Raw genomic sequence first — 18,034 nt, 5'->3', positions numbered from 1 at the left:
TGCTCTATCAGTTTTTTTGGTTGAAGCTAGGCGTGGGAAGGTAACTTAGCCTTGTTGGGTGCCACGTTCTTCACTGTAATAGCCTAATCGAAAGAGTATTTCTTCCAGTTTGCATTTAGTATAAACATTCTTTCGAAGTAAATCCCCTTGGCCTTTTAGAAGGTCATTTTTCTAGAGTAAAATATCTAGAGAGTTTTTCAATATGGTTAGTTATAACAGACGGAAATAACTGATTAGCCTTATCTCTTCTCAAAAAAAGGAAATGATTATGATGCAATAACAACGGAGTTCTTAGTGTTTATAATTAAGTTTAATAATAGAAAAAGTCTATTATTTTTTTCACACATAATAAAAACGTTTTGAGGTTCTTCGCATCTCTATTTCTATACCTTTTGGTTTCCTATTCTGTTTTTGCTCAGACTGACAAGCGCTTTAAAGGGCAGGTCTATATGCATGGTAGTGATGAGCTAATTCCATTTGCCACACTGAGAATAAAGCATACCTATTTGGGGAGCATCTCTGAAGAAGATGGAAGCTTTGCCATAAAAATACCTTATGCTTATCGGAATGATACACTCGTTTTTTCCTGTATTGGCTATGAACCAAAAGAGGTTCCAATATCTAGCCTGCGAGAGCAAGAAGAGAATAGAGTGTTTTTGAAAATCCATATTCAAGAATTGGCAGATGTTGTGGTTTCTCGTGGAAGGCAGAAGAACCCAAAAAGGGTTCTAAAGAAAGCATTGAACAGAATTAAGGTTAACTATCCGAAAGGCCAGTTTATTTATGATGCTTATTACAGAGAAAGGATAGAAGAAAACGGGGCGACTATCAAGTTTTCTGATGCATCTGTTACTTATTCCCAAACGGGATATACAGGCAAGCGCTTTAGGCAGTCTATCTATGGGGGTGTTTTGCTAAGTAATAGTAGGGTGGGGACTATAGGTGGCATTCCTTCATTTAGGTCACTCTACTCTCATTGGGGAGAGCGGTTACACGATCATTTTGGGCATAGAACGGCTAGAGAAGATAAAGTTAAAATTCATGATTCAAGATCGAGTCTAAATCTAACAAAAGAAGGGTTAGAGGCTAATATAGAAGGAGGTCCTTTAGGGATAGTGAGTAAGGACCTAGTAAAGTACATTCATTATTTTTTAGATAAGAAGTCTTTCAAAAGCTATCAATACGAACTATTTGAAGAGTATTTGGAGAATAAGGGTTGGACCTACCTAATTAGGTTCGAGCCTAAGAAAGAGCCAGCTTCTTTGAAAACAATTCAGGACAAAAAAGCTAAGGGGAAAAGAACCAGTCGGTCCGATATTCTCTCAGGCGAAATCTATATAGACCAAGATTCTTATGCAATAGTAAAGCTAGCTTACCGAGTAGAGCAAGACTATAGAAGGCATATTTGCAATCTTGGTGACATGAATATTCAACACTATGGCTATGAGGTAAATGTAGACTATAAAAGGAACCTTGACTCTAGGTGGCAAGTAGACCGTATTTTCAGAAAAGATGAGTTTATTTTTAAAGACACGGTTAGTCAACAAACTACTCCTTATGCTACTATTGCCGAAATGTATGTAACAGAGTCAAACTCTGCTATCCAATCCATTCTGCCCACAGAAAGTTTTCTTAATCATGATGCCAATTCGCTTTACGATTATGCCGTTGAGTACAATCCTGAATTCTGGAAGACTTACGAGCGAACCAACCCCATTGCAGCTATTGACTCGGAAATAAGAAGCCACATGGAAATGACGGACTCTCTTGAAAAGCAATTTGCAATAAAGCATATGAGAGATGAAAGCCTTAAGCCTCCTGTGGCTGAAGTTATACCAACTCAAATCACTTTGCATGGGAAGAACCTAGTAGATAATTATTCTTGGTTAAAGGATCGTAACCCAAAATCCAATTCAAAAATCATGGATTATATAAAAGCGGAGAATGTCTATACCGATAATTATTTGATTCCACTTAGAAAGAATATTAGGGAATTGTCGAATGAGATATTCAATAAAATGGATGTAGAGAGTAAAACAGATTCTGTCTTAGACTATGGGTATTGGTACTGGTCACTATATGAAGGATATAATGATCATAGAACCATTTATAGGAGAAAGAATGAATCTGGGGCTCCAAAAGAGGTGCTTTTGAATCTTACTTCAATAGCAGATAGTGCTGATTACTTTCAGTTCGGTTTTTATGATGTAAGCCCGAATAATCAATACTTGGCTTATGCAATAGATACGGTAGGCAATGGTTCACTTACTACATATATTACGGATTTGACTTCAGGTGAAGTTCTACAAGATTCTAGCAGCAATAGCTCTGATTTTATGTGGTCTGAAGATTCAAAAGGTTTTTTTTATTCAAGCAAAGACAAGAGTACTAATCGAAAACACTCCATTTTATATCATCGAATTGGAGATCAATTCTCTCAAGACACGACTTTTTTTCATGAGCCAGACCCAGCTAGGAATGTAGCGATATGGAAATCATTCAATAAGGAGTTCTTATTTGTATCAAGTAGATCTGCTACTAGTAGAGATTTATATATGGCTAGGAATAAAGTACCATATGATTTCAAACTAATTAGTGCTACAAAGGGGCGGGAAGTGCATTCTATTTCTCCTGTGGAGGATAAAATGTATGTGCTTACAAACCAAAATGCGCCAAACGGAAAGCTAATGGTTGCAGATACCACAAGCTTTAGCATTAAACACCTAATAGATGTTGAAGAGCCAGCGGAAGGGGTTGTTCTAGAAGACTATGCCGTGTTTCGCAACTTTTTTGTTTTTCTTAAGAGAGAACAGATGCATCAATATATTGAGGTTAGAAACAGGTTTACTGGCGATAAGTACAGAATAGAGTCAGACCATGATAAGCTTCGGGCCTATGCTCTGGGAAGAAATGTAAACATAGATACAGACACTCTTCGGTATTTTGAAACGGCTCCGAACTACAGTACTCAGCGCGTTCTGTTCAATATGAATAATAAAAAAAGTAAGAGCGAGACAGTTTCGAAAAGAAAGGGTTATGATTTGAGTAGTTTCTTTAGGGTGAAATTACTTTGGGTTCAAGCCAGAGATGGAGCTCAAATACCTGTCTCTATTGTCTATTTTGGATCAGATAAAATGAAGAATCTTGAAAATAGACCAGTTTTTATTGATGCCTACGGTGCGTATGGTTTAGGAAACCGCCTCACACATAATGCGTCTATTGAGCCCTTGATAGAAGAAGGGTTTATTTATGCATATGTTCATGTACGTGGTGGTGATGAGTTGGGGGATGACTGGTATGTACAAGGTAAGCAATTCAATAAAATGAACTCTTTCTATGATCTTATTGATGCTGTAGATTTTATGAAATACACGGGTATTGGGCACTCTCAGAGGTTTTTTGCCAATGGAGGAAGTGCAGGAGGACTATTGATGGCAGCTGTAATTAATGAGCGTCCTGAAATGTTTGCAGGTGCTTTTTTGGACGTTCCATTTCTCGATGTAATTAATACAATGCTCGATGAGTCACTGCCTTTAACAGTAGATGAGTTTGACGAATGGGGGAATCCTAGGAGAAAGAAAGATTTTAATTACATGCTCCAATACTCTCCTTATGAGAATATTAAGCCACAAGCTTATCCTAAACTTATGTTTCAAATAGGTTTAGAAGATAAAAATGTGGGGTTTTGGGAAGCAGCTAAAATGGTTGCAAAGCTACGTGCTACTAAAACTGACGATAATGTGTTACTCCTACAAACCAAACTTAGTGAAGGTCACAGTTTGTCAAGTTCTAGAATGCAAGGGGTACAAGCTTTAGCTCAAAAGTATTCCGTACTCTTCGAATGGCTTAGAGAAGTGAATTATGAAATCGCTAAAGAGCAAGAGCAACAAAAAAAGCGACCTTAAAGTCGCTTTTTTGTTAAATCTTTAGCAGATTCTTAATTAGAATCTCTCGAATTGGCTGAAGAAGAAGTTGCCCTCAATTTGAGCATTCTCATCTGAATCAGAACCGTGAACTGCGTTTTCACCAATAGATTTAGCATACAGTTTTCTGATGGTTCCTTCAGCTGCTTCTGCAGGGTTAGTAGCACCAATCAAAGTTCTGAAATCTGCAACGGCATTGTCTTTTTCAAGAATTGCAGCCACAATAGAACCAGATGACATGTACTCTACTAACTCACCATAAAATGGTCTTTCTTTATGTACTTCGTAAAACTTACCAGCCAAATCAGCAGAAAGTCTAGTGTACTTCATAGAAATGATTTTGAAGCCTGCATCTTCAATCATTTTCAAAATTGCTCCCATGTTGCCATCAGCTACAGCATCAGGCTTAATCATTGTAAATGTTCTGTTTCCTGCCATTTTTCTTTATTTAAAGTCGTTGCGTTTCAAAATTCGGTCGCAAAAATAGAAGATAATTTCGATTTACACTGTTCGCCTCCATTTCTTTTAAATTCTTAATAATCAGATAATCAAGGACTAGCATTGTTTAGTAAAACAATTCTTGTCAACTTTGCCCCTTCTTTCAAAGACCCGCAGGGTTGCTGATTGCATGCAAGAGATAGAACTACTTAAAGAAAAACTCGCTAAACCCTCCAGAATCGTCATTACTACTCACGATAAGCCAGATGCCGATGCATTAGGTTCGTCTTTAGGAATGGCCAATTTGCTTAAGAAGCTGGGACATGATATTACGGTTATTACTCCTTCTGATTATCCTGGTTTTTTACATTGGATGAAAGGCAATGATGAGGTAAAGATTTTTACAGATGAAACCCCACAAGATTGTCAGCAATGGGTAAATGATGCAGATATCATTTTCGCGTTAGACTTTTCTGTGCTAAGCAGAATTAATGAATTAGGAGAGATGGTTCGCCAAGCACCTGGCTACAAGGTAAATGTAGACCATCACCTAGACCCAGAAGACTTTGCCGATTTCCGTTATTGGAGTACCGAGGCGGCAGCTACTTGTGAGCTTTGCTATGAACTACTGGTAAGCCTTGGCTATGAAGAGCTCATAGATAAAGATATTGCCGAATGCCTGTACGCTGGTATTATGACAGATACTGGTGGATTCAGGCACCCCAATACCACAAAGAATGTGCATGAAGTGGTTGCTCAGTTAATCGAGAAAGGCGCAGATAACAGTCGGGTTTCCAAGAATATTTACGACAAAAACTCTCTAAACCGATTAAGGTTTATTGGCTATGCTTTGAGCGAAAATCTTAAAATCATACCTGAATATCAGGTGGCTTACTTTGCCATTACAGAAGAAGAGCTTGCTAGGTTTGAGTCAAAAACCGGAGACACGGAAGGACTCGTGAATTATGCACTTTCTATAGAAGGTGTAACACTAGCAGGGTTATTTAAAGAGTCTGAAGACAAGGTTAAGATCTCTCTGCGTTCTATTGGAGAGTTCCCTGCAAACGAGGTGGCTGCCAGATTTTTCAATGGCGGAGGTCATAGAAATGCAGCAGGAGGAAGAGTAGAAATGTCTCTAGAAGAGACTATGAAATTATTTAAAAGCATACTTCCTGAGTATGCCCAACAACTAGAAGAAGAATCAAAAAAAGTATGAGAAAAGTAAAAAGTGTAATGTTAGCTGGAGCGCTTCTGGCAACTGTTTTTGCCTGTGATTCCACTCCTGAATTCACTGAGCTAGAGTCTGGATTAAAGTACAGAAAGCTTAATGAAGGTAGCGATAAAAGAGCTGAAGAAGGAGAAATCATGAATGTGGTAATGACACACACCTTGGAAGATTCAGTGCTCTATGATTCTGGCAACGAACCTGGCTATTTTCTAAACCCTGCTTCGAGCTTACCTCCAAACCTTTCTGAGGTGTTTAAGCTTTGTGGCCCTGGAGATAGCGTTCAAATTAAAATGCCATTTGCAGAGTATGCTCAACTTACTGGTTTTCCTGTTACTGCAGAAGACAGCTCGAAAGTAGTAATGTGGAATTTCAAAGTTAATGAAATAGCTACTGAGCAGGCTTTTGTTGAAAAGTTTCAGGCTGAGCAGAAAGAGATAGATAAAGGTATTATAGAAGAGTACCTTGTTAACAATAATTTAGAAGCTAACTACACTGAAGAGGGTATTGCCGTTGTAACTTTGGAGTCTGGAAACGGTGAGTATCCTGAAAACGGTGACCTAGTTAAGGTAGATTACGCAGTAAGATTGTTAGATGGCACCTTGGTAGATACAAGTAATGAGCAATTAGCTCAAGAAAATAACGTGTATAATGCTCAAAGAGAATACAAGCCATACGAGTTTACTTTAGGTAACAGAGAAGTAATTCAAGGTTGGGATTTAGGAGTGCCGAAAGTAGATAAAGGAGGAAAAGCTAAGCTTTTAATACCTTCTCAGTATGCATACGGTGCTAGAAATACTGGTGGTCCCATCCCTCCAAACGCTGTGTTGGTATTTGATATTGAAGTAGTTGATTTTGAATAATGAATAAGATTAAGTTTTTGTTGGTGATAGTTCTCGCGGCTTTCATGGCCTGCGATTCCGAAGAGGTGTTTGATGAGCAAGAGCAGTTGGCCATCGACAGGCAACTTATTACCGAGTATTTAGCAGATAATAATATCACTGCCGAGCAGATTGGTGAGACAGGTATCTATTACGCTATTAGCCAGTCTGGTACTGGCGATAATGCGGAGTTTGCAAGCTCAGTGTATGCTGACTACCGAGGCTATCTTTTAGATGGAACTGAATTCGACTCTGGAACTATTGACTTTGTTGTGGGAGCAGGATCGGTAATTCAGGGATGGGAGCTTGGTTTTCAAGAGCTGAATAAAGGAGCTAGTGCTACGCTTTTTATTCCATCGAAATACGGGTACGGAAGCTCGCGCCAAGGGACGACAATACCAGCTAATTCAGTATTGTTGTTTGACGTTACTGTGGTAGATATTAGATAAGCTATTTTGGAATGAAGATTTGCTTCACCACAAACAACGCCCATAAACTTCAAGAAGTAAAGGAAATATTAGGGGATAGCATTGAGTTGCTATCCCTTTCTGATATTGGCTTTGAAGGAGATATTCCCGAAACTCATGAGACACTAGAGGAGAACTCTTTGGAGAAAGCGCAATACATCTTCCAGAAATATAGAATTCCTGTGTTTTCTGACGACTCTGGTTTGGAAGTAGTCGCACTAAATGGTAAGCCAGGCGTTCATACGGCTCATTATGCAGGCAGCAGAGATGCGGTCGCTAATATGTCTAAAGTACTTTCCGAACTCGAGGGACAGACTAACAATAGAGAGGCGAGATTCAGAGCCGTTATCACTTACATTGATTTGGAGGGTAAAGAACAACAGTTCGAAGGCATTGTAGACGGTCAAATAGCTCCTGAGATGTCTGGCGCAGAAGGTTTTGGCTACGACCCAATTTTTATCCCTCTAGGTTATGAAAAAACATTTGCCGAACTCTCTTCAGAAGTGAAGAATACTATTAGCCACAGAAAAAGAGCATTAGAAAAGCTCGTTCAATTCTTAAAAAGCACTACATAATTCATTTGCCTTTCTAAATTTGCACGATGGAAAAACCATACATCATTGGTATTACTGGTGGAAGCGGTTCGGGTAAAACCCTTTTTCTAAGCCAACTCAAGAAGAATTTTGATGCAAAGTCGGTTACTTGTCTAGCTCAAGACGATTACTATATGCCGCGCGAGTATCAACTGGTAGATAAAAATGGCCAGCACAATTTCGATAGACCTGAGTCTATAGATTACGAACATTTTGCGAGTGACCTGAAGGCGCTAAGCGAGGGTAAAGAAATTGAAAAGGAAGAATATACCTTCAATAATCCTAATGTGGAGCCTAAGAGAATCATCAGAAGACCTGCGCCAGTGATTTTAGTAGAGGGGATTTTCATTTTCCATTACAAAAAAATAGCGGAGCTGATAGATCTTAAGATTTTCATTGATGCTAAAGATTATATTAAGCTGCAGCGAAGGTTAAAGAGAGATAGAGAGGAGCGTGGCTATGATGCGGACGATGTGCTCTACAAATATGAAAACCACATTATGCCATCTTTTCAGAAGTATATTGCTCCGTATAAAGAAACGGCAGACCTTATTGTACCAAATAATACCAACTTTGATAGTGCTTTGAATGTGATTAAGGCACTCATTACATCGAAAATACCAGTGAAGAGCTGATTTTTTCACATCAATTGCTACATTTGTTGCGCATTATGAGAACCGAAAACAACCTAAAGAAGCTAAAACAAGGACTGGTGTTCTTGCTAGGGCTTTTTGTGGCTGTTTTTGTTGTTTCTCAGGAGGTTGTAAACGTGCATTGTGAGGAGATTGCAGATAAGCAAGAGCAATCAGATGCTGATAGTGATTCTTCTCAAGAAGACATAGTTTACGAATATACCTGCAACGCCCTACTACCTATAAGTGGTATTTCTATTGAGCCTTTTCAGGCAATTCTTTTAGCAGAAATAGAGTATGAGTCGCCAGAGGAGGTGCATCCGGTAACAGATGTGCCACTTAGTGATTCCCATTACTATAAGACCTTATTCCGTCAAATCATATCGCCTAACGCGCCCTAGTTAGCACCTTGTTTCGGAAACTGAGAACATAGGTTCTCCTCTATTTACTACCCTAATTATTGCTAAAAACACAATTACTAATATGAAAAATAAGAATACCATTGTCTTTTTGACAGTCATAATCACGGTTTTGTGCGTGTATTATTTGTCAATTACCTTCTTCTCTAGAGGTATTCAGGCCGATGCCATTGAATACGCTAAAGACGAAGCTGGAATTATTGACCAACAAAAGAAACAAGCTTATCTAGATTCTATCTGGATGGAGCCAGTACTTAACCTTTTAGGTGCTGAATTTACTTACAAAGACATCAAAGAGCAGGAGTTAAACCTTGGGCTTGACCTTCAAGGTGGAATGCATGTTACTTTGGAAGTTTCTCCAGTTGAGATCATCAAAGGTCTTTCTGGCAACAGCCAAAATGCCGATTTCCAAAGGGCTTTAGAACTTGCATCTGAGCGTCAGAGAAATAGCCAAGCTTCATACACTCAATTGTTTGAAGAGGCATGGAACGAAGTGGCTCCAGAGGGCAGGTTGAGCAGAGTGTTTGCTAATGCTGCCAACAGAGGTAGAATCAGCTTCGAGTCTTCTAACTCAGATGTAATGGAGCTTATCAACGAAGAAGTTGATCAAGCTATTGACAGAGCATTTCAAATCTTGAGAACTAGGGTAGACCGTTTCGGTACTTCTCAACCTAACATTCAGAGAATTCAGGGAACTGGTAGAATTCAAATTGAGCTTCCAGGGGTAGATAACCCTGCAAGGGTAAGAAAGCTTTTACAAGGAGTTGCAAAGCTCGAGTTTTGGGAGGTTTATTCTCCATCTGAAGTTAACCCAACGTTATCTGCAATCAATGATGAGCTATTAAGAATTGAAAGAGAGCAAAAAGGTACTAGCCTTAATACTGAGGCCACAGCTAACCCAAGCAATGATGAGTCTTCTAACTCATTGGAGGCTCAGATGTCTCAAAATGACAGTACGGCTTCAGATACTAATAGCTTAGATTCAGACTCAGGAGTTTCAAGCTTCTTCAGCCTAATGAGATCAGGGCCATACGAGGGTTTTTACTATAATTTAGCTGATACAGGTACTATCAACCGCGCGTTAAAGCATGAGAGAATTAAAAGGTTGATACCTGCGAATGTGTCTTTTAAGTGGTCTGTTAAGCCAGTTAAAGACACTGAGTTACTTCAGATGTATGCAATTAAGGCTACTAGAGGAGAGGCTCCTTTAACTGGTGAGGTTGTTACAGATGCTAGAGTGTCTTTAGATGACAGAGCACAACCTGCAGTAAGCATGAACATGAATACAGTAGGTGCAAAAAAATGGAAAAACCTTACTGCTCAGAATATTGGTAGAAGTGTGGCAGTTGTTTTGGATAACTACGTTTACACTGCTCCAACCGTACAGGTAGAAATTGCGAATGGTAGCTCTCAAATTTCAGGTAATTTTACTCAAGAAGAGGCTGACGATTTAGCGAATATCTTGAAGGCAGGTTCACTTCCTGCTCCAACCAGAATTGTAGAAGAAGCTGTTGTAGGTCCAACTCTAGGTAAAGAGGCACAAGCGCAGGGTGTTACTTCAATTGTAGCAGGTCTATTGATTGTAGTAGTGTTTATGATTTTCTACTACTCTAAAGGTGGTTTAGTAGCTAACGTTGCACTATTGTTCAACATCTTCTTCATTCTTGGAATTTTGGCTAACATTGGTTCAGCACTTACACTTCCTGGTATTGCTGGTATTGTATTGACCATTGGTATGTCGATTGATGCTAACGTACTAATCTTCGAAAGAATTAGAGAAGAGTTAAGAAACGGTGTTCCATTGCTTCAGGCTATTAATTCTGGTTATCAGAAAGCTTACAGCTCAATCATTGATGCTAACGTAACTACTTTATTAACAGGTATTATCTTGTTCTGGTTAGGTCAAGGCCCAATCAAAGGTTTCGCTATTACCCTAATCATCGGTATTATCTGTTCATTCTTCTCTGCAGTATTCATTACCAGAGTAATTGTTACTTGGATGACTAGAAAGGGTAACGAGAGCAATATTTCGTTCGAAACTCCTCTTTCTAAAGGTATGCTGAGCAATATTAACCTAGATTTCTTGGGTAAGAGAAGAATGGCTTACATGATCTCTTCTGTGATTATTGTAGTAGGTATTGCTGCACTTCTAACAAGCGGATTGAGACTTGGTGTAGACTTCAAGGGAGGTCGTTCTTATGTTGTTCAGTTCGATGAGCCAATGACTGCTTCTGATGTTAAAACTTCTCTTTCTAGTGGAGTATTTACTGATGATGGTGTTGAGGTGAAAACTTACGATGCAAGTAACATTTTGAAGATTACTACTTCATACAGAGTAGATGAAGAGTCTACCGAGGCAGATCAGGATGTTAAAGACGCATTAACAACTGGTTTGGCTGATGCTACAGGTAAACAGTTTATCGATGGAACGGTAGACTTACAAGATGGTCAGTTTACCATTATAGCATCTTCTAAAGTAGGAGCTACTATTGCCGATGATATTAAGAAATCTTCTTTCGAAGCCTTCGGTTTATCTATTCTTGCAATCTTCGTTTACATCCTCATCAGATTTAGAAGATGGCAGTTCTCACTGGGTGCCATTGTTGCCCTAATTCACGATGCAATCATCGTAATGTCAGCATTTGCCATTGCAGGTTGGTTCGGAATTTCATTTGAGATAGATCAGGTATTTATAGCAGCACTGTTAACCATTATTGGTTACTCGATAAACGATACCGTGGTTGTGTTTGACCGTATTCGTGAAACACTTCAGTTGAAAGGCTCTAAAGACCTTATCAATACCTTCAATATTTCAATTAACTCAACTGTTAGCCGTACGTTGATTACGTCTGCTACCACAATGATTGTAGTGTTGATTCTATTGATCTTTGGTGGTGAAGTATTGAGAGGTTTCTCATTCGCTTTGTTGATCGGTATTTTGGTGGGTACTTACTCATCTGTATTTATTGCTACTCCAACTGTAGTTGACTTAACTAAGAAGTCGCTTGGAGCTGCTGCCGATAAAGAGCAAGCTGCTGCAAGAGCTAAGGCTGCTGCAAAGGCAGAAGCATCTGCTCAGCAGGGATAATAGATTTCAGAGGCTAGACGTCAAATAGACACTAGATTTTAGAAAATAGAAAGGCCACTTCGCAAGGAGTGGCCTTTTCGTTTTTGTGTGATTGTCATTCCCGCGATCCCGATGGTCATTGGGAGAAATCTCCCTGATCTATTTCCTTCCGAACTTTCTAAAGGCTTGAATGATTTGATAGATAATAGTGACTATTAAGACTTTAGAGAAAAGAAGTAGGAGTTTTACTCCCCAGCGGACTTCCCCACCTTCTAACTCATAAATAAAATCCCATCTTTTCCAGATATAAGAAGTTGGATTAATAAAGTCGAAATATTGAGTGGCATAAAGCCCAAAGTCTTCTGAGTTCATTTGCCAAGGCCAAACAGCTACTACACCTTTTGTAGACCAGAGCAGAAGTACAAACAAAGGAATGGTGGTGACCAATAGTGCTAAGAATCCTCTTGTCCAACTTGTACCAAAGTTAGTGGTGTTTTTGTTGAACCAGAGTGTGAGTTTGTCCCAAAAGTTCTTATTCCAGTTGAGAATTGTATAATGTGCATTGAGTTCTTTGGCTTGATATATTATGGACTCTGTTTTGTTTCCTTGACGATTATATATCGTCTTAACTTGTTCGAAGAAGAGTTTTTTTTGAACATGGCTTTCCTTTAAACTCGCACGGCTATTTTGTGATATAGAGGTAGATGCAACAGAATTGGGGAATGAGGTTTGTGAGAGGAAGCAGGAAGTAATGTCAGAATTCTTAAAAACCAGTCTATCAAAAGTATCTAAAGAGTTATCGATTAGCTCAAGTTTGGAAAATGTACAGTTTTGAAACTCAATCTCTTTTTTGCCCTGATAGTCTCCGTTCGCTCTTAGTCTGGATATTTGAATTATTGAATTGACATGAAAGTCAATAAATCTAATTTGACCTATTAATATATCTTGAATAAGGAACTTGAGTGGAAAGCTGGTGCCTGAGTTCCTGAGCAACGCTGAGTTTGAAGTCCATTTGTGAAACTTTATGTAGTTTTCAATTTTACCTCCTTCAAAGATTATTTCTGTTACTTCTGGGTTTTCTGTTATTTCGAATACATTGAGTATAGCCTTTTCCGAAAGTGTAAATTCAGATATTTTGGAGTCGCCCTTAAGGTCGAGATCATACACAATAGAGTTTTCACCTATGTTAACTTCATCACAAGATGCAAATTCATTAATTTCTATGTTTTTCACTTTGGCCGTTTCATAGATGTCAACATCTCCAATTGTGCAATTACCTAAAAAGCATAAGTTGTTTACTTTCGCGCTTCCAGAAATACCAATCCATGAAATTTGCGCATTGTTATGAACTCTAACCTCTTCAATTAAAGATTTACCAGATATATCGATGTCCTCTATAGAAACGTTTTCGGTAAATATTAACTTATCTATTTGGGCATTACTCATAGTCGTTACTGAAATAGCTCTCGTTTTATCTTGAAAGACTAACCCTGTGATTTTTGCCTGACCTTCAATAAAAATGTAGTCAAACTGACTCTCTCCTGTAAAGTAAATAGGTAGGTCATAGTTAGTATTGAGAATTAAAACACGTTCAATAACTAGGTCATTGATTTGTATATAAAACCCTCCCTGTGAACTTTCTCTTAAGAAGGATAAGCTCTGCTTTTTTTCATCCTTTACTGTTTCTCCTTGTAATAAGAGGTCTATTTTTTCGGGGGAGAGTTTTGTCAGGTTCATGTGGTTGGTAGTGTGTAATTAGAAAGATAATCAATATGCCTGTTATATTGAATTGAATCGATCTAAAGACAAAAAGCCTGTCAGCTATTCAAGAGCTGACAGGCTTAATATTTTGAGATTCCCAGTCAAACTGGAAATGAGTGCTAAAGATTACCTGCTATAGTTAGGAGCTTCTCTTGTGATAAACACATCGTGTGGATGGCTTTCTCTTACGCCAGCTCCAGTGATTTTCACAAACTTGGCCTGTTGCATAGCTTCTATATCTGCAGCACCACAGTAACCCATACCAGCTTGTAGTCCACCAACTATTTGGTAAAGCACTTCTTGAACTAGACCTTTGTAAGGTACTCGGCCCACAATGCCCTCAGGTACTAACTTCTTAATGTCGTCTTCAGCATCTTGGAAGTAGCGGTCTTTAGATCCGTCTTCCATTGCTTCTACAGAACCCATGCCTCTGTAAGACTTGAATTTTCTGCCTTCGTAAAGAATTACTTCGCCAGGAGCTTCTTCAGTTCCAGCTAACAACGAACCAATCATGATGGTGCTAGCACCAGCAGCAATTGCTTTTACCACATCTCCAGAGTAGCGTATGCCACCATCGGCAATAATTGGAACACCGCTACCAGCAATAGCCTTAGCCGACTCATAAACTGCAGAAAGCTGCGGCATACCAACACCCGCAATAACTCTTGTTGTACAAATACTACCAGGGCCAACACCTACTTTAATAGCATCTGCACCAGCTTCTACTAGCGCTTTCGCAGCCTCAGCTGTAGCAATGTTTCCTACAATAACATCAAGGTCACCATAGGCTTTTTTAATACGCTTAGCAGTCTCGATAACTCCTTTAGAGTGGCCATGAGCGGTATCAATACTCACTACATCTACACCTGCATTTACTAAGGCTTGAATTCTGTCATCTATATCTGGAGTAACACCAACTGCGGCACCCACTCTTAGCCTGCCATAGCTGTCTTTACAAGCATTTGGTCTATTTCTGTTTTTAAGGATATCCTTATAAGTAATCAGGCCTGTAAGCTTTCCTTTATCATCAACAATAGGAAGCTTCTCAATTTTGTATTCTTCAAGTACACCTTCTGCTTCATCTAGGCTAATGCCCATTTTTGCAGTTACAAGGTTGTCTTTACTCATTATTTGACGAACCGGAGTAGTCATGTCTTTGATAAAGCGCATGTCTCTATTGGTTACAATGCCCACAAGGTTTTTGTCGCCATCAACCACAGGAATACCACCAATTTTGTTCTCACGCATAATCAGCTCAGCCTCACGTGCAGTGCTGTCTACATGAAGAGTGATTGGGTCTAAGATCATTCCGCTCTGCGAACGCTTTACCTTTCTTACTTGAAGGGCCTGTTGTTCTACAGTCATGTTTTTATGAATGAACCCAAGACCACCTTCAAGAGCCATAGCAATGGCCAGCTTGTATTCAGTAACAGTATCCATAGCTGCTGAAACCAATGGAATATTGAGCTGAATATTTCGCGTTAGCTGCGTTTTGGTGACTGTATTTCTTGGTAAAACTTCGGAGTAACCCGGCAGAAGAAGCACATCGTCATAGGTTAGCGCTTCAAAGAGGAATTTGTCAGTATCGAGTGGCATAGCAAATAAATACTTGGTTTTATTTGCGGGACAAAAGTACAGAGATTGAAGGATTGAAAAAAATATGTTCAACAAATAAATTTCAATCCCTCAAATTAAGTGATTTAAGCGGGTCTACTTACTTTAAAACACTCAGTTAATCTTCGTAAATCTGCTTTTCCATTATACAAATGCGGAGAAACACGTATTGAATTTCCTCGAATGGAAACGAAGATTCTTTCAGCATCAAATCGTTTTTTCACGTCTTCCATTACCATGTGCTCAGGAAGTCTCAAGCCAAGCAAATGTTCCGCTCTGTAGGCTTCATCTTCTACAATAATGCCAATGTTTTGCAATTCATTCAGGAAAGGTGCCGTAAGGTTTTTACAGTAAGCTTGAATATTCTCTGGCTTCCATTCATTTATTTGTTGAATAGCGCGAGTGAGCATAGGTGTTAGAATAAAATTGGCGCTTTCTCCAACCTCATAGCGGATGGCACCGGGCTGATATTCGTCTTGATAGTTGATTAGGTTTCGGAAATCTTCGCTATTCAGGCGATTCATCCAGTTATTTTCTATTGGCCTTCCATCTCTGAAATATTCACCAAAGTAGGCTACGCCTGAAGAATAAGGCCCCATCAACCATTTATAGCCTGATGCAACAACAGCATCGGGTCTAAATTTCTGTACATCGAAGGGGAGTGCTCCAATAGATTGAGTTCCGTCAATCACAAGAATAGCGCCCACTTCATCCGCTCTTTCTCTAATGGCGCTTAAGTTGAATTTAGTGCCATCGGCCCAATGCACGTGGCCAGTAGCTACCATCTTGGTATTCGAATCAATGGTTTCTAGGATTCGTTCATTCCAAAGTTTGCCTCTGCCTTCTTTTACATTTGGTGCGCTAACATATTTTAGCTCAATGCCTTTTTCTCTTTCTAGCTCCTTCCAAGCATAAACATTGCTGGGAAATTGCTCATCGGCAATTACAATGTTATTTCCATGGCCAGCCTTTAAGTTTTTAGCCACATTGGCCAAGGCATACGACACTGATGGCACTATAGCACAGTCGTTACCAGACTTTGCATTAATGAGTTTAGCAAACTCAGCTCTGAGAGCAGAGATGTTTTTAAAGAAGTCTTCTGGCTTTACAGAGGTTGGATCTTCCTTACCATAAAGTGCTCTGACTCCTACTTCGGCCACACTCTTTAGCATTGGAGACATGTAGCTGCAATTGAGGTAAGTTATGTCGTCTGGTAGGTTAAAGAGGTCTTTTTGGTTGTTCAGCATTATTGATTAAAAATTAACTCCATAGAATGCTCGAAAGATATTTCAGGTTCTTCTAAAATTCTGGCTATTTCTTCTCCATCTCTCAAAAAAATGATGGTCGGAGTTTTTCTTACATCCCAGCCCTTTTCTTCTTCTAGCTGGCTTGTTTTATTTACATCAACCCCATAGAGTTCTAAATTTTCATAGATGCCGAGCTCTTCGCAAACTCTCATCAATCTTGGTATTTCACGGTTGCTATCGTGACACCAAGTGCCCATAAAGGCTTTTATAGTCACTCCTTTTAGATTTCTTTTCTTAATGTTTTTGAGAGTCTCAGTATCTACCAAATAGGTTTTATAATTGGTGTTGAACCAGATTTTATATGGCATTTGCTGAAGCCCCTCTTTGGTAATTGGGCCGTTCAATATTTTTTCTACATACTCAGAAACACTTTCTGTTTCTACATTATACTTACGCTCTTGAGCCGATGTCATTAAAGGAAAAATCCATAGAATAATGATCAGGGCGGCTATTACTTTGTACATCTCCATAAATACTTTTTCAACCAACGAAATATACCAATTAATCATATCTTTGGCGACATGGAGCTCAGCCAGATTTGGCAAGACATTGTTGCCAATGTTCAAGCATTCGATTTTTGGGGCTTAGTTGCTTTTATCTCAGGAATACTTGCCGTTGTCTATTTAATACGGGAAAGCATCTGGACTTGGCCATTCGGCATACTCTACACAATTATTTCGCTATTTGTATTCTACGAGTCGAGGCTCTATGGCGATCTGTTTCTTCATGTTTTTTTCTTAGTGCTTAATATTTATGGTTGGGTACATTGGATAAAAGGAAAAGACAAAAAGGAAGATGATTTACCGGTAACACGGCTTTCTGTAAAGCAAGCAGGGGTATATTTACTTGCGTCAGCGGTAGGTATTTATCTGTTTGCTCAGTTTTTAATAATGCTGCCTTCTTGGTTTGAGGGGATAGATGAACCGAGTTTGCCGTATTGGGATAGCACTACATCTATTCTGAGTGTAACAGCTATGTGGCTAACAGCCAGAAAGAAAATAGACAACTGGTATTACTGGTTTGCCATAGATATTCTGGCTACAGGAATTTACTTCTACAAAGAACTTTATTTCTACTCAATACTTTATTTGATATACATTGTTATGGCTGTTATGGGCTACTTGGCCTGGAAGAAAAGCCTTAACCTCAACCGCGCTTAAATGATAACTGTCGGAATTGTGGGGCCGGAAAGCACCGGTAAAACAACATTGGCGAAAGGTTTGGCAGAACACTTCAATACGCTATGGGTGCCAGAATATGCACGAGAATTCCTCTCGGATCTTGATAGACCTTATGAGAAAAAAGATTTGGTGGCCATTGCTAAAGGGCAGCTAGAGTCTGAGCGGCATTACAGAAAGAAGGCTAAAGACATTCTCTTCTTAGATACCGATCTTTTTGTAATTAAAATCTGGAGTGAGTTCAAATATGGAGAATGCGACCCTTGGATTCTTCAGCAGCTGGGAATGAATAAGGCGAGTGTTTATTTGCTGACACACTTCGATATGCCTTATGAACCCGACCCATTGAGAGAAAACCCTAGTCAGAGACCTGAACTCTTCGATTTGTACGAAAAGGCTCTGAAAGAAGCGGGTGTTTTATATGCTGTTATTCAGGGTAATAAGCACAAGCGCATGGATACAGCAATCCAAAAGATTAATTCAATTATCTAGTTAGGCTGGTTTTATAATTTTTCATCGCTACTTTTGC

General features: G+C 39.2%; 15 protein-coding genes. 10 read left to right on the top strand and 5 right to left on the bottom strand.

Features of this window, described 5'->3' with window-relative positions:
• Window positions 1-359 precede the first annotated feature (359 nt).
• The gene (locus AWW68_RS01025) at window positions 360-3,905 is read left to right on the top strand and encodes a prolyl oligopeptidase family serine peptidase (protein WP_157717471.1); all 3,546 of its coding nucleotides are present in this window, start codon (window positions 360-362) and stop codon (window positions 3,903-3,905) included.
• Between the two features lie 36 nt (window positions 3,906-3,941).
• Here AWW68_RS01025 and AWW68_RS01020 read toward each other — a convergent pair whose 3' ends face one another.
• Window positions 3,942-4,361, bottom strand: coding sequence for a nucleoside-diphosphate kinase (locus AWW68_RS01020; protein ID WP_068215652.1), 420 nt, complete (start codon window positions 4,359-4,361; stop codon window positions 3,942-3,944).
• A 190-nt stretch (window positions 4,362-4,551) separates the two neighbouring features.
• Here AWW68_RS01020 and AWW68_RS01015 point away from each other — a divergent pair, with 190 nt between their 5' ends.
• The 7 genes from AWW68_RS01015 (at window position 4,552) to secDF (ending at window position 11,666) form a co-directional block, all read left to right on the top strand.
• Entirely contained in the window at window positions 4,552-5,577 is a 1,026-nt protein-coding gene (locus AWW68_RS01015; protein WP_068215650.1) for a DHH family phosphoesterase, read from the top strand.
• Entirely contained in the window at window positions 5,574-6,449 is an 876-nt protein-coding gene (locus tag AWW68_RS01010; protein WP_068215648.1) for an FKBP-type peptidyl-prolyl cis-trans isomerase, read from the top strand. Before AWW68_RS01015 ends, AWW68_RS01010 begins: the two co-directional genes overlap by 4 nt.
• On the top strand, window positions 6,449-6,916 hold the full coding sequence (locus tag AWW68_RS01005; protein ID WP_068215646.1) for an FKBP-type peptidyl-prolyl cis-trans isomerase: 468 nt from the start codon (window positions 6,449-6,451) through the stop codon (window positions 6,914-6,916). The genes AWW68_RS01010 and AWW68_RS01005 overlap by 1 nt, the downstream gene beginning before the upstream one ends.
• A gap of 11 nt (window positions 6,917-6,927) precedes the next feature.
• Window positions 6,928-7,509 carry an RdgB/HAM1 family non-canonical purine NTP pyrophosphatase gene (rdgB, locus tag AWW68_RS01000; RefSeq protein ID WP_068215644.1) on the top strand — a complete coding sequence of 194 codons (582 nt, stop codon included), beginning with the start codon at window positions 6,928-6,930 and terminating at the stop codon, window positions 7,507-7,509.
• 26 nt (window positions 7,510-7,535) lie between these two features.
• Window positions 7,536-8,162: a uridine kinase gene (udk, locus tag AWW68_RS00995; RefSeq protein WP_068215642.1), complete on the top strand. Its 627-nt coding sequence runs from the start codon at window positions 7,536-7,538 to the stop codon at window positions 8,160-8,162.
• Window positions 8,163-8,197: 35 nt separating this feature from the next.
• Complete coding sequence (locus AWW68_RS00990; protein WP_068215640.1) at window positions 8,198-8,560, top strand: hypothetical protein; 363 nt, start codon at window positions 8,198-8,200, stop codon at window positions 8,558-8,560.
• Between the two features lie 82 nt (window positions 8,561-8,642).
• Window positions 8,643-11,666, top strand: coding sequence for a protein translocase subunit SecDF (secDF, locus tag AWW68_RS00985; protein ID WP_068215638.1), 3,024 nt, complete (start codon window positions 8,643-8,645; stop codon window positions 11,664-11,666).
• Between the two features lie 138 nt (window positions 11,667-11,804).
• Here secDF and AWW68_RS00980 read toward each other — a convergent pair whose 3' ends face one another.
• The 4 genes from AWW68_RS00980 to AWW68_RS00965 all read right to left on the bottom strand — a co-directional run bounded on the left by AWW68_RS00980 (window position 11,805) and on the right by AWW68_RS00965 (window position 16,836).
• A complete protein-coding gene (locus AWW68_RS00980) occupies window positions 11,805-13,382 on the bottom strand; it encodes a hypothetical protein (protein WP_068215636.1) in 1,578 nt (525 codons plus the stop codon).
• 150 nt (window positions 13,383-13,532) lie between these two features.
• Complete coding sequence (guaB, locus tag AWW68_RS00975) at window positions 13,533-15,002, bottom strand: IMP dehydrogenase (RefSeq protein ID WP_068215634.1); 1,470 nt, start codon at window positions 15,000-15,002, stop codon at window positions 13,533-13,535.
• A gap of 104 nt (window positions 15,003-15,106) precedes the next feature.
• A complete protein-coding gene (locus tag AWW68_RS00970) occupies window positions 15,107-16,267 on the bottom strand; it encodes an aminotransferase class V-fold PLP-dependent enzyme (RefSeq protein ID WP_068215633.1) in 1,161 nt (386 codons plus the stop codon).
• On the bottom strand, window positions 16,267-16,836 hold the full coding sequence (locus AWW68_RS00965; protein WP_068215632.1) for a thioredoxin family protein: 570 nt from the start codon (window positions 16,834-16,836) through the stop codon (window positions 16,267-16,269). Before AWW68_RS00965 ends, AWW68_RS00970 begins: the two co-directional genes overlap by 1 nt.
• Before the next feature lie 12 nt (window positions 16,837-16,848).
• Here AWW68_RS00965 and pnuC point away from each other — a divergent pair, with 12 nt between their 5' ends.
• Entirely contained in the window at window positions 16,849-17,487 is a 639-nt protein-coding gene (gene pnuC / locus AWW68_RS00960; RefSeq protein WP_068215631.1) for a nicotinamide riboside transporter PnuC, read from the top strand.
• Window positions 17,488-17,997, top strand: coding sequence for an AAA family ATPase (locus AWW68_RS00955; protein WP_068215630.1), 510 nt, complete (start codon window positions 17,488-17,490; stop codon window positions 17,995-17,997).
• Window positions 17,998-18,034 lie beyond the last annotated feature (37 nt).

It is taken from the genome of Roseivirga spongicola, from assembly GCF_001592965.1.
GTDB classification, from domain to species: domain Bacteria; phylum Bacteroidota; class Bacteroidia; order Cytophagales; family Cyclobacteriaceae; genus Roseivirga; species Roseivirga spongicola.
This window is presented reverse-complemented; position numbering and strand designations above follow the sequence as displayed.

Coding starts and splice junctions, on each gene's coding strand:
- AWW68_RS00965 (WP_068215632.1), bottom strand. CDS start 16,836: ATGATTAATTGGTATATTTCGTTGGTTGAAAAAGTATTTATGGAGATG.
- pnuC (WP_068215631.1), top strand. CDS start 16,849: ATGGAGCTCAGCCAGATTTGGCAAGACATTGTTGCCAATGTTCAAGCA.
- AWW68_RS01010 (WP_068215648.1), top strand. CDS start 5,574: ATGAGAAAAGTAAAAAGTGTAATGTTAGCTGGAGCGCTTCTGGCAACT.
- AWW68_RS01020 (WP_068215652.1), bottom strand. CDS start 4,361: ATGGCAGGAAACAGAACATTTACAATGATTAAGCCTGATGCTGTAGCT.
- AWW68_RS01015 (WP_068215650.1), top strand. CDS start 4,552: ATGCAAGAGATAGAACTACTTAAAGAAAAACTCGCTAAACCCTCCAGA.
- rdgB (WP_068215644.1), top strand. CDS start 6,928: ATGAAGATTTGCTTCACCACAAACAACGCCCATAAACTTCAAGAAGTA.
- AWW68_RS00955 (WP_068215630.1), top strand. CDS start 17,488: ATGATAACTGTCGGAATTGTGGGGCCGGAAAGCACCGGTAAAACAACA.
- guaB (WP_068215634.1), bottom strand. CDS start 15,002: ATGCCACTCGATACTGACAAATTCCTCTTTGAAGCGCTAACCTATGAC.
- AWW68_RS00970 (WP_068215633.1), bottom strand. CDS start 16,267: ATGCTGAACAACCAAAAAGACCTCTTTAACCTACCAGACGACATAACT.
- udk (WP_068215642.1), top strand. CDS start 7,536: ATGGAAAAACCATACATCATTGGTATTACTGGTGGAAGCGGTTCGGGT.
- AWW68_RS00980 (WP_068215636.1), bottom strand. CDS start 13,382: ATGAACCTGACAAAACTCTCCCCCGAAAAAATAGACCTCTTATTACAA.
- AWW68_RS01005 (WP_068215646.1), top strand. CDS start 6,449: ATGAATAAGATTAAGTTTTTGTTGGTGATAGTTCTCGCGGCTTTCATG.
- secDF (WP_068215638.1), top strand. CDS start 8,643: ATGAAAAATAAGAATACCATTGTCTTTTTGACAGTCATAATCACGGTT.
- AWW68_RS00990 (WP_068215640.1), top strand. CDS start 8,198: ATGAGAACCGAAAACAACCTAAAGAAGCTAAAACAAGGACTGGTGTTC.